Source organism: Escherichia sp. E1130 (assembly GCF_005781065.1).
GTDB lineage: Bacteria > Pseudomonadota > Gammaproteobacteria > Enterobacterales > Enterobacteriaceae > Escherichia.
The window spans coordinates 41,167-52,185 of the sequence record NZ_VATL01000004.1 but is presented as its reverse complement, the minus strand read 5'-3'; the positions used below and the strand labels follow the sequence as shown (position 1 = coordinate 52,185).

Below are 11,019 nucleotides of genomic sequence, written 5' to 3'. Positions count from 1 at the left end.
TCACAAGTTGGCTGTTATGCAGGAATACACGAATCATTCCGATACCACTTTTGCACTGCGTAATATCTCCTTTCGTGTGCCAGGGCGCACGCTTTTGCATCCGCTGTCGTTAACCTTTCCTGCCGGGAAAGTGACCGGTCTGATTGGTCACAACGGTTCTGGTAAATCCACTCTGCTCAAAATGCTTGGCCGTCATCAGCCACCGTCGGAAGGCGAAATCCTTCTTGATACCCAGCCGCTGGAAAGCTGGAGTAGCAAAGCATTCGCCCGCAAAGTGGCTTATTTGCCGCAGCAACTTCCTCCGGCAGAAGGGATGACCGTGCGTGAACTGGTGGCGATTGGTCGTTACCCGTGGCATGGTGCGCTGGGGCGCTTTGGCGCGGCAGATCGCGAAAAGGTCGAAGAGGCGATTTCGCTGGTTGGCTTAAAACCGCTGGCGCATCGGCTGGTCGATAGCCTCTCCGGCGGCGAACGTCAGCGGGCGTGGATCGCCATGCTGGTGGCGCAGGACAGCCGTTGCCTGCTGCTGGATGAACCGACCTCGGCGCTGGATATCGCCCACCAGGTTGACGTGCTGGCGCTGGTGCATCGTTTAAGTCAGGAACGTGGTCTGACGGTCATTGCTGTGCTGCACGATATCAATATGGCGGCGCGCTATTGTGATTATCTGGTCGCCCTGCGCGGTGGTGAAATGATTGCTCAGGGAACGCCTGCTGAAATTATGCGCGGCGAAACCCTCGAAATGATTTATGGCATCCCGATGGGGATTTTGCCGCATCCGGCGGGTGCTGCACCTGTGAGTTTTGTTTATTGATGAGCGGTTTACTTCTTATTTCGCGCCGCCGACTGTTAACGGCGATGGCGCTTTCTCCGTTGCTATGGCAGATGAATACCGCCCGTGCGGCGGCTATTGATCCACATCGCGTTGTGGCGCTGGAGTGGTTGCCGGTGGAATTACTGCTGGCGCTCGGCATCGTACCTTACGGTGTGGCAGACACCATTAACTATCGCCTGTGGGTCAGCGAACCGCCATTGCCAGATTCGGTGATTGACGTTGGTTTGCGTACAGAACCTAACCTTGAACTGCTGACCGAAATGAAACCGTCGTTTATGGTCTGGTCGGCGGGATATGGCCCTTCGCCAGAAATGCTGGCACGCATTGCGCCGGGACGCGGATTTAACTTCAGCGACGGCAAACAGCCGCTGGCGATGGCGCGTAAATCGCTGACGGAAATGGCGGATTTACTTAATCTACAAAGCGCAGCAGAAACGCATTTAGCGCAATATGAAGACTTTATCCGCAGCATGAAACCCCGCTTTGTGAAGCGTGGAGCGCGCCCGTTATTGCTGACGTCGCTTCTCGATCCGCGCCATATGCTGGTCTTCGGTCCAAACAGCCTGTTCCAGGAAATTCTCGATGAATACGGCATTGTGAATGCCTGGCAGGGAGAAACCAATTTCTGGGGCAGTACTACCGTCAGTATCGATCGTCTGGCGGCGTATAAAGATGTTGATGTGCTCTGTTTTGATCACGACAACAGCAAAGACATGGACGCGCTAATGGCAACCCCGCTGTGGCAGGCCATGCCGTTTGTCCGCGCCGGACGCATTCAGCGCGTACCCGCAGTCTGGTTTTATGGTGCGACGCTTTCGGCAATGCACTTTGTACGTATTCTGGATAACGCCATCGGAGGTAAAGCGTGAGTAAACGAATTGCGCTTTTCCCGGCGTTATTGCTGGCGCTGTTGGTGATTGTCGCTACGGCGCTGACCTGGATGAACTTTTCGCAGGCGCTGCCGCGTAGCCAGTGGGCGCAGGCTGCCTGGTCGCCGGATATCGATGTCATCGAGCAGATGATTTTTCACTACAGCTTGCTGCCGCGTCTGGCGATTTCGCTACTGGTGGGCGCGGGCCTGGGGCTGGTGGGCGTGCTGTTTCAGCAAGTGCTGCGTAACCCGCTGGCGGAACCGACGACGTTGGGCGTTGCTACAGGCGCGCAACTGGGGATTACCGTCACGACGCTCTGGGCGATCCCCGGCGCGATGGCGAGCCAGTTTGCTGCGCTGGCGGGCGCTTGTGTCGTTGGCTTAATCGTTTTTGGCGTCGCGTGGGGGAAACGGCTTTCGCCGGTAACGCTGATCCTCGCGGGGCTGGTGGTGAGCCTTTATTGCGGGGCAATTAATCAGCTACTGGTTATCTTCCATCACGACCAGCTGCAAAGCATGTTCCTGTGGAGCACCGGAACGCTGACGCAAACCGACTGGGGCGGCGTTGAGCGTTTATGGCCGCAGCTGCTGGGCGGCGTGATGCTGACGTTACTGCTACTTCGCCCGTTAACCCTGATGGGGCTTGATGATGGCGTGGCGCGCAATCTGGGGCTGGCCTTGTCGCTGGCGCGTCTGGCGGCACTGTCGCTGGCGATTGTCATCAGTGCGCTGCTGGTGAACGCGGTGGGGATTATCGGCTTTATCGGCTTGTTCGCGCCGCTGCTGGCAAAAATGCTGGGCGCGCGGCGTCTGCTGCCGCGACTGATGCTGGCGTCGCTGATTGGGGCGCTGATCCTCTGGCTTTCCGATCAAATCATCCTCTGGCTGACTCGCGTGTGGATGGAAGTTTCTACCGGTTCGGTCACTGCGTTGATCGGTGCGCCGCTGCTGCTGTGGCTGCTGCCGCGTTTACGCAGCATTAGTGCGCCAGATATGAAAGTGAACGATCGGGTGGCGACTGAACGTCAACACGTGCTGGCGTTTGCCCTCGCGGGCGGCGTGCTGCTGTTGATGGCTGTGGCGGTGGCGCTGTCGTTTGGTCGTGATGCGCACGGCTGGACGTGGGCGAGCGGGGCGTTGCTCGAGGATTTGATGCCCTGGCGCTGGCCGCGAATTATGGCGGCGTTGTTTGCGGGCGTCATGCTGGCGGTGGCGGGCTGTATTATTCAGCGGCTGACCGGAAACCCGATGGCAAGCCCAGAAGTGCTGGGGATTAGCTCTGGCGCGGCGTTTGGCGTGGTGTTGATGTTGTTTCTGGTACCGGGTAATGCCTTTGGCTGGCTGTTACCCGCGGGAAGTCTCGGCGCGGCGGTGACGCTGTTGATCATTATGATCGCCGCCGGACGCGGTGGATTTTCCCCACACCGCATGTTACTGGCGGGGATGGCGTTAAGCACCGCGTTCACCATGCTTTTGATGATGTTGCAGGCGAGCGGTGACCCGCGAATGGCGCAAGTGCTGACCTGGATTTCTGGTTCGACCTACAACGCGACCGATGCGCAGGTCTGGCGCACCGGAATTGTGATGGTGATTTTGCTGGCGATTACCCCGCTGTGCCGCCGCTGGCTGACCATTTTACCGCTGGGGGGTGATACCGCGCGGGCCGTGGGGATGGCGCTAACGCCGACGCGAATTGCACTGCTGATGCTAGCGGCTTGCCTGACGGCGACCGCGACAATGACCATTGGGCCGTTGAGTTTTGTCGGTTTAATGGCACCGCATATTGCGCGGATGATGGGCTTTCGACGGACGATGCCGCATATTGTGATTTCGGCGTTGGTGGGTGGGTTGCTGCTGGTGTTCGCTGACTGGTGTGGGCGGATGGCACTGTTTCCGTTCCAGATCCCGGCGGGGCTGCTGTCGACCTTTATCGGCGCGCCATACTTTATCTATTTGTTGAGAAAGCAGAGCCGTTAATTTGCCCATATAACGGCGCTGAACTGTAGGTCAGATAAGGTGCCGCATTCGACAAACAATGCCCGATGCGACGCTGACGCGTCTTATCGGGCCTACAAACGAAGGCGTTCACGCCGCATCCGGCAAACAATGTTGGATCACAACTTCGCAAACACCCGACGTGCAGCATCGATGGTGTTATTGATATCTTCCATGCTGTGCGCCACGGACATAAAGCCCGCTTCAAACGCTGACGGTGCCAGGTAAACACCTTCGTCCAGCATCATATGGAAGAAACGCTTAAAGCGTTCCACGTCACAGGACATCACATCCTGGTAGCATGTTACGGACTCGGCGTCGGTAAAGAAAATACCGAACATGCCGCCAACGTGGTTAACGACCAGCGGAATTCCCGCTTCTTCCGCCGCTTCCAGCAGACCTTCTGCCAGACGTGTTGTCAGCTCATCCAGTGTCTCGTGAACGCCCGGCTGCGCGACTTCATTCAGACAGGCGAAACCGGCGGCCATCGCAATCGGGTTACCGGAAAGCGTACCCGCCTGATACACCGGGCCAGTCGGAGCCAGCGCATCCATCACATCACGACGACCGCCGAAGGCACCTACCGGCATTCCGCCGCCGATGATTTTGCCCAGACAGGTGAGATCTGGCACCACGCCGTAATAATCCTGTGCGCCAGCTAGCGCCACGCGGAAGCCAGTCATTACTTCATCGATGATCAGCAACGCGCCAAATTCGTCGCACAGCGCGCGCAGACCTGGCAGGAACTCTGGCAGCGGTGGAACACAGTTCATATTGCCTGCCACCGGCTCGACGATAATACAGGCAATCTCTTGCGGGTACTGTTCGAACGCGGCGCGTACAGAGGCCAGATCGTTATAAGTACAAGTTAAGGTATGTTTAGCGAAATCCGCCGGAACGCCCGGTGAGTTTGGCTGCCCTAAAGTGAGCGCGCCAGAACCGGCTTTCACCAGCAGGCAGTCAGCGTGACCGTGGTAGCAACCTTCGAATTTAATGATCTTGTCACGGCCAGTAAAACCACGGGCCAGGCGGATGGCGCTCATTGTCGCTTCGGTGCCGGAGTTCACCATGCGCACCATATCCATCGTCGGCACCAGTTCGGTCACCAGTTGCGCCATTTTCACTTCCATTTCGGTCGGCGCACCAAAGCTCAGACCGCGCTCGGCGGCTTCAATCACTGCGTTACGGATCGCCGGATGATTATGGCCCAGCACCATCGGCCCCCAGGAACCGACATAATCGATATACGCTTTGCCATCAACATCATACAGATAAGCGCCGTCCGCTTTTTCGATAAACAGTGGAGTGCCGCCCACGCCAGTAAAGGCGCGAACAGGAGAGTTCACACCGCCAGGGATCAGCTCGCGCGCTGCGCTGTAAAGATTTTCAGACTTACTCATGGAGGGTTCCTGATTCGTAGAAAAAGTGAATGGCTGCTATTCTAGGTTATTCATAACAAGTTAAATACTCGTCAACAAGTTGCTTTTACTGCTGCAACTTTGACTTCGTAGAGTATAAAAGTTTTGTGCATTTGAAACATTACGCTTTGCAAAGGATTTTCATTGAATGTGCGAGTAAAATGCCGTCATCTTATTTGTATGACCAATATGTGATCATTGGATGAAAACTGATACTCCCTCTTATGAAATACCGCAGGCTGCGCGTCTGCGACGCAGACAACTCATTCGCCAGCTTCTTGAGCGTGATAAAACGCCATTAGCTATTTTGTTTATGGCGGCGGTCGTCGGTACCCTTGTCGGGCTGGCAGCGGTTGCTTTTGACAAAGGTGTCGCCTGGTTGCAGAACCAACGAATGGGCGCGCTGGTACATACTGCCGATAATTACCCACTTCTGTTAACCGTTGCTTTTCTCTGTTCGGCAGCGCTGGCGATGTTCGGTTATTTCTTGGTGCGCAAATACGCGCCGGAAGCGGGTGGTTCGGGTATCCCGGAAATTGAAGGGGCGCTGGAAGATCAACGTCCCGTTCGCTGGTGGCGTGTATTGCCAGTGAAATTCTTTGGTGGTCTGGGGACGCTGGGCGGCGGTATGGTCCTGGGGCGCGAAGGGCCAACCGTGCAGATTGGCGGTAATATTGGCCGGATGGTGCTTGATATTTTCCGCATGAAAGGTGACGAAGCTCGCCATACGTTACTGGCAACCGGTGCGGCGGCGGGTCTGGCGGCGGCTTTTAATGCGCCGCTGGCGGGTATTCTTTTTATTATTGAAGAGATGCGTCCGCAGTTTCGCTATACGCTAATTTCGATTAAAGCGGTATTTATTGGCGTCATTATGTCGACCATTATGTACCGGGTATTTAACCACGAAGTTGCACTTATTGATGTCGGTAAACTTTCTGACGCCCCGCTCAATACGCTTTGGCTTTATCTGATCCTCGGTATTATTTTTGGTATCTTCGGCCCTATTTTTAATAAATGGGTGCTGGGGATGCAGGATTTGCTGCATCGCGTGCACGGCGGCAATATTACCAAATGGGTACTGATGGGCGGTGCGATTGGCGGTTTGTGTGGGCTGCTGGGTTTTGTCGCTCCTGAAACCTCAGGCGGTGGTTTTAACCTGATTCCTATCGCCACGGCGGGGAACTTCAGCATGGGAATGCTGGTATTTATCTTTGTCGCGCGGGTCATCACCACCTTACTCTGTTTCTCTTCCGGCGCGCCGGGCGGTATTTTTGCCCCGATGCTGGCGCTGGGTACCGTGCTGGGAACCGCGTTCGGAATGGTTGCCGTTGAACTGTTTCCGCAATATCACCTTGAAGCAGGCACCTTTGCTATTGCCGGAATGGGCGCGTTACTGGCGGCATCCATTCGTGCGCCGTTAACGGGGATCATTCTGGTATTAGAGATGACAGATAACTATCAGCTCATTTTGCCAATGATTATTACCGGTCTTGGCGCAACACTATTAGCACAATTTACCGGCGGAAAACCGCTATACTCGGCGATTCTTGCGCGCACGTTGGCAAAACAGGAAGCGGAACAACTGGCGCGAGCCAAGGCCGCACCAGCCAGCGAGAATACTTGAACGAAATACCAGGGTATTAGATAATGGCGATTATTATTGGGTTAGAATTTGCCCAATTGCCGATGTCGTTTGGAGCAAAATATGAGTGATGACGTAGCACTGCCGCTGGAGTTTACCGACGCAGCAGCCAACAAAGTTAAAAGCCTGATCGCTGACGAAGATAACCCGAATCTGAAATTACGCGTGTATATCACCGGTGGCGGTTGCAGCGGCTTCCAGTATGGTTTCACCTTTGATGATCAGGTGAACGAAGGCGATATGACCATCGAAAAACAGGGCGTTGGCCTGGTCGTTGACCCAATGAGCCTGCAATATCTGGTTGGTGGTTCCGTTGATTATACTGAAGGACTGGAAGGTTCGCGTTTCATCGTGACCAACCCGAACGCGAAAAGCACCTGTGGTTGCGGTTCTTCCTTCAGCATCTAATCTGCTGTTAATGTGCCGGATAAACTATCCGGCACATCTGCTCTCTTTAACGCCCATTCTCATCCAGCGCAAACGTCGGCAGTTTAAGATGCCAACGGATAGCTGCCAGTCGAATCAATAGCGTTACCACCATCCCCATCATACTGGCCGTTTCTAACGGGACGGAAAACGTATAATAAGCCGTAGCGTGGACAATACCGCCGATAATACAGGCTGTAGCGTAGATTTCTGTACGTAAAATCATGGGGATTTCGCGCGCCAGTACATCGCGAATGATCCCGCCGCCGACGCCCGTAATAACGCCCATACATACCGCAATCAATGGACCCGCATCCGCATTAAAGGCTTTGTTGACGCCAATGCCAACAAAGACTGCCAACCCAACAGCATCCAGCACCGGCAGCATCCATTTCGGCAAGCGTCTTGGCTGGCGTACCAGGACGATCGTCAGCATGCTGGTTACCATTGCAACGACCAGATCGGTGGGATCTTTCACCCAAAATACCGGACCGTGATCCAGCGCCATGTCGCGAATGGTTCCACCGCCTACCGCGGTAACCACGCCTAATACCAGGACGCCAAAAGGGTCCATACGCAATTTTCCGGCAAGTAAAACGCCGGAGATGGCAAATACCGCTGTGCCGACTATATCCAGCCAATAGACGAGCATTGTTCAATCCCCACTGAGCACCTGAAAAGGTCAGGCGCTAATCCACTTGTGAAAGCGCATTACAGAGTTGTTGTGCAGCGAGGATAATACGTGGGCTTGCACGTTCAAACCAGTCACTTGTGAGAGGAATAATGGGAATTTTGAGCTGTTCACCCCAGTATTGCTCGATTTTAGGAGTTTGGTCCGATCCGCCAGTGATGACAATTGCCTGTGGCGCGCGTGCTAATACCTGTTCGCGGCTAACCTGCGGCCAGGGAACATGGCTGTTTTTAAAGATGTTTTCTCCACCGCAAACTTCCAGTACCTGGTTCTGAATCGACTCTTTTCCGCTGGTGAACGGCGGATTAATGCCGAATTGTAAGAAAACACGTTTTTTAGGCTTATCGGCGAATTTAGCTTTGAGTTGCGCATACTGTTCCAGCAAGGTTTGCGCGGCTTTCTCGGCCTTGTCAGGTTGCGGGCTCCACGGGGCCAGTTGACGTAACGCATCGGCAATTTGTTCAATGCTTGTCGCATCGACCCACATCACTTTTATTCCCAGCGAAGCAAGCTGGTCAACTTGCCGCTCGGCGTTACCCCCGCGCCAGGCTATGACCAGATCGGGTTTTAGCGCCACAATACGTTCCAGATTCATCCCTTGCCAGGTGGAAACCTGCTCTATTTTTTGTGCTTCTGGCGGATAGTCGGAATAACTGCTGACCGCTACCGGCGTGATCCCGGCGGCAAATGCGAGTTCGGTGTTAGCGGGGGAAAGTGTGATGACACGCGGCGCGGCGTTGAGCCACAGTGGCGCAAGAAAAGACAGGGCGACCAGCGCCCTGAAGAGTGACTTAGCCATGAGCCAGTTTCTGCACCAGTGACTCAACCATCAGGCTGGACTGTTTGGCAGCAACGGCCAGGAACTCGTCGAAGCTAAGGTGAGACTGTTGATCGGCGACGTCAGAGATGGCGCGCACCACCACAAACGGGACGTTAAAATTGTGGCAAACGTGAGCGATAGCCGTCGCTTCCATTTCTACTGCAATGGCCTGCGGGAAATTGTGGCGGATTTTCGCCAGACCAACAGAGCCGTTGATGAAAGCGTCGCCGCTAACAATCAGGCCACGTACAGCGTTAAGATTCAGTTCGGCAATGCAGGACTCGGCGGCAGCGATCAGTTTATCGTCAGCTTTGAAGCCTGCAGGGCAGCCAGGCAGTTGACCGTATTCATAGCCAAACGCCGTGACATCCGCGTCGTGATAACGTGCTTCGTCCGAGACAACGATATCGCCCACTTTCAGCGTTGGCGCCAGGCCACCCGCGGAACCGGTGTTAATAATCACATCAGGCTTGCAGTGTTCCAGCAGCAGAGTTGCACCCAGCGCCGCTGCGACTTTACCAATGCCTGATTTCAGAAGCGCAACCTCGGTTCCGTTCAGTTGGCCGGTATAGATTTCGCAACCGCCCAGGCTGATAGTTTGACGGTTTTCGATTTTGTCACGCAGCAGCGTAACTTCTTCTTCCATTGCACCAATGATGCCGATTTTCATAGATTTACTCGCGATAAGCTCGATTTGAAGGCATAGTTTATCATGCGCTTGAGGGGAAGCGTATTTCTCACGCGGGAGAGGACATGGCACAGATTGATTTCCGAAATAAAATAAACTGGCATCGTCGTTATCGTTCACCGCAGGGCGTTAAAACTGAACATGAGATCCTGCGGATCTTCGAGAGCGATCGCGGGCGTATTATCAACTCCCCAGCGATTCGCCGTCTGCAACAAAAGACCCAGGTCTTCCCACTTGAGCGCAATGCTGCCGTGCGCACGCGTCTTACCCATTCTATGGAAGTTCAGCAGGTGGGGCGTTATATCGCTAAAGAGATTTTAAGCCGCCTGAAAGAGCTTAAATTGCTGGAGGCTTACGGTCTGGACGAGTTGACCGGGCCGTTTGAAAGCATTGTCGAAATGTCGTGTCTGATGCATGACATAGGAAATCCGCCGTTTGGTCATTTTGGCGAGGCAGCTATTAATGACTGGTTCCGTCAGCGTTTGTACCCGGCGGATGCCGAAAGCCAGCCATTAACCGACGATCGCTGTAGCGTGGCGGCGTTGCGATTGAGGGAAGGGGAGGAGTCACTTAACGACCTGCGGCGAAAAATTCGTCAGGACTTATGTCATTTTGAAGGTAACGCACAGGGTATTCGTCTGGTGCATACATTGATGCGGATGAATCTTACCTGGGCTCAGGTCGGCGGTATTTTAAAATATACCCGTCCGGCGTGGTGGCGCGGCGAAACGCCCGAGACTCACGATTATTTAATGAAAAAGCCGGGCTACTACCTTTCTGAAGAATTCTATATTGCGCGTTTACGTAAAGAACTTAATTTAGCACTTTACAGTCGCTTCCCATTAACGTGGATTATGGAAGCTGCCGACGATATATCTTATTGTGTGGCTGACCTTGAAGATGCGGTAGAAAAAAGAATATTTACCGTTGAACAGCTTTATCATCATCTGCATGAAGCGTGGGGCCAGCATGAGAACGGTTCTCTGTTTGCGCAGGTGGTAGAAAATGCCTGGGAAAAGTCGCGCTCAAATAGCTTAAGTCGTAGCACGGAAGATCAGTTTTTTATGTATTTACGCGTAAATACCTTAAATAAACTGGTGCCGTATGCGGCACAACGATTTATTGATAACTTACCTGCAATTTTTGCCGGAACCTTTAATCATGCACTGTTAGAGGATGCCAGCGAATGTAGCCAGTTGCTGAAGTTATATAAAAATGTCGCTGTAAAACATGTGTTTAGCCATCCAGATGTCGAGCAGCTTGAATTGCAGGGCTACCGGGTGATTAGCGGTTTATTAGAGATATATCGACCGTTGTTAAACATGTCGTTATCAGACTTTACCGAACTTGTTGAAAAAGAACGTGTGAAACGTTTCCCTATTGAAACGCGTTTATTCCATAAGCTCTCAACGCGTCATCGGTTGGCCTATGTTGAGGCTGTCAGTAAATTATCGTCAGATTCACCTGAGTTTCCGCTATGGGAATATTATTACCGCTGCCGGCTGTTACAGGATTATATCAGCGGTATGACAGACCTTTATGCGTGGGATGAATACCGCCGTCTGATGGCCGTAGAACAATAACCAGGCTTTTGTAAAGACGGACAATAAATTTTTACTTTTTGCAGAAACTT

At 53.6% G+C, this 11,019-nt stretch carries 12 protein-coding genes; 8 read left to right on the top strand and 4 right to left on the bottom strand.

Going from position 1 to position 11,019, the window contains the following annotated elements:
- The first annotated feature begins 16 nt into the window (after nt 1-16).
- From fhuC to fhuB, 3 genes are read left to right on the top strand one after another with little or no spacing between them, the layout of a single operon-like run.
- Nucleotides 17-814 carry a Fe3+-hydroxamate ABC transporter ATP-binding protein FhuC gene (gene fhuC, locus FEK66_RS03080; RefSeq protein ID WP_096319580.1) on the top strand — a complete coding sequence of 266 codons (798 nt, stop codon included), beginning with the start codon at nt 17-19 and terminating at the stop codon, nt 812-814.
- A complete protein-coding gene (gene fhuD / locus FEK66_RS03075; RefSeq protein ID WP_135493471.1) occupies nt 814-1,704 on the top strand; it encodes a Fe(3+)-hydroxamate ABC transporter substrate-binding protein FhuD in 891 nt (296 codons plus the stop codon). Before fhuC ends, fhuD begins: the two co-directional genes overlap by 1 nt.
- Nucleotides 1,701-3,683: a Fe(3+)-hydroxamate ABC transporter permease FhuB gene (gene fhuB, locus FEK66_RS03070; protein WP_135493472.1), complete on the top strand. Its 1,983-nt coding sequence runs from the start codon at nt 1,701-1,703 to the stop codon at nt 3,681-3,683. Before fhuD ends, fhuB begins: the two co-directional genes overlap by 4 nt.
- Nucleotides 3,684-3,820: 137 nt before the next feature.
- Here the strand turns inward: fhuB and hemL are convergent, their stop codons facing one another.
- A complete protein-coding gene (gene hemL / locus FEK66_RS03065; RefSeq protein WP_130205003.1) occupies nt 3,821-5,101 on the bottom strand; it encodes a glutamate-1-semialdehyde 2,1-aminomutase in 1,281 nt (426 codons plus the stop codon).
- Between the two features lie 161 nt (nt 5,102-5,262).
- On the opposite strand from hemL, the gene FEK66_RS25860 reads away from it, so the two are divergent.
- From FEK66_RS25860 to erpA, 4 genes are read left to right on the top strand one after another with little or no spacing between them, the layout of a single operon-like run.
- Nucleotides 5,263-5,325, top strand: a complete 63-nt coding sequence (locus FEK66_RS25860; protein ID WP_214251109.1) for a hypothetical protein — start codon at nt 5,263-5,265, stop codon at nt 5,323-5,325.
- Nucleotides 5,322-6,743: a H(+)/Cl(-) exchange transporter ClcA gene (gene clcA, locus FEK66_RS03060; protein ID WP_130205006.1), complete on the top strand. Its 1,422-nt coding sequence runs from the start codon at nt 5,322-5,324 to the stop codon at nt 6,741-6,743. The genes FEK66_RS25860 and clcA overlap by 4 nt, the downstream gene beginning before the upstream one ends.
- Before the next feature lie 23 nt (nt 6,744-6,766).
- On the top strand, nt 6,767-6,832 hold the full coding sequence (gene yadW / locus FEK66_RS03055) for a small protein YadW (RefSeq protein WP_120795373.1): 66 nt from the start codon (nt 6,767-6,769) through the stop codon (nt 6,830-6,832).
- Nucleotides 6,825-7,169: an iron-sulfur cluster insertion protein ErpA gene (gene erpA, locus FEK66_RS03050; protein ID WP_001295564.1), complete on the top strand. Its 345-nt coding sequence runs from the start codon at nt 6,825-6,827 to the stop codon at nt 7,167-7,169. Before yadW ends, erpA begins: the two co-directional genes overlap by 8 nt.
- Before the next feature lie 46 nt (nt 7,170-7,215).
- Here erpA and FEK66_RS03045 read toward each other — a convergent pair whose 3' ends face one another.
- From FEK66_RS03045 to mtnN, 3 genes are read right to left on the bottom strand one after another with little or no spacing between them, the layout of a single operon-like run.
- Nucleotides 7,216-7,839, bottom strand: coding sequence for a TRIC cation channel family protein (locus FEK66_RS03045; protein ID WP_064525034.1), 624 nt, complete (start codon nt 7,837-7,839; stop codon nt 7,216-7,218).
- A 37-nt stretch (nt 7,840-7,876) separates the two neighbouring features.
- Entirely contained in the window at nt 7,877-8,677 is an 801-nt protein-coding gene (gene btuF, locus FEK66_RS03040; RefSeq protein ID WP_135493474.1) for a vitamin B12 ABC transporter substrate-binding protein BtuF, read from the bottom strand.
- Nucleotides 8,670-9,368: a 5'-methylthioadenosine/S-adenosylhomocysteine nucleosidase gene (gene mtnN / locus FEK66_RS03035; RefSeq protein ID WP_064525028.1), complete on the bottom strand. Its 699-nt coding sequence runs from the start codon at nt 9,366-9,368 to the stop codon at nt 8,670-8,672. The genes btuF and mtnN overlap by 8 nt, the downstream gene beginning before the upstream one ends.
- An 83-nt stretch (nt 9,369-9,451) precedes the next feature.
- Between mtnN and dgt the strand changes: the two genes are divergently transcribed.
- Nucleotides 9,452-10,969 carry a dGTPase gene (dgt, locus tag FEK66_RS03030; RefSeq protein ID WP_130205010.1) on the top strand — a complete coding sequence of 506 codons (1,518 nt, stop codon included), beginning with the start codon at nt 9,452-9,454 and terminating at the stop codon, nt 10,967-10,969.
- Nucleotides 10,970-11,019 lie beyond the last annotated feature (50 nt).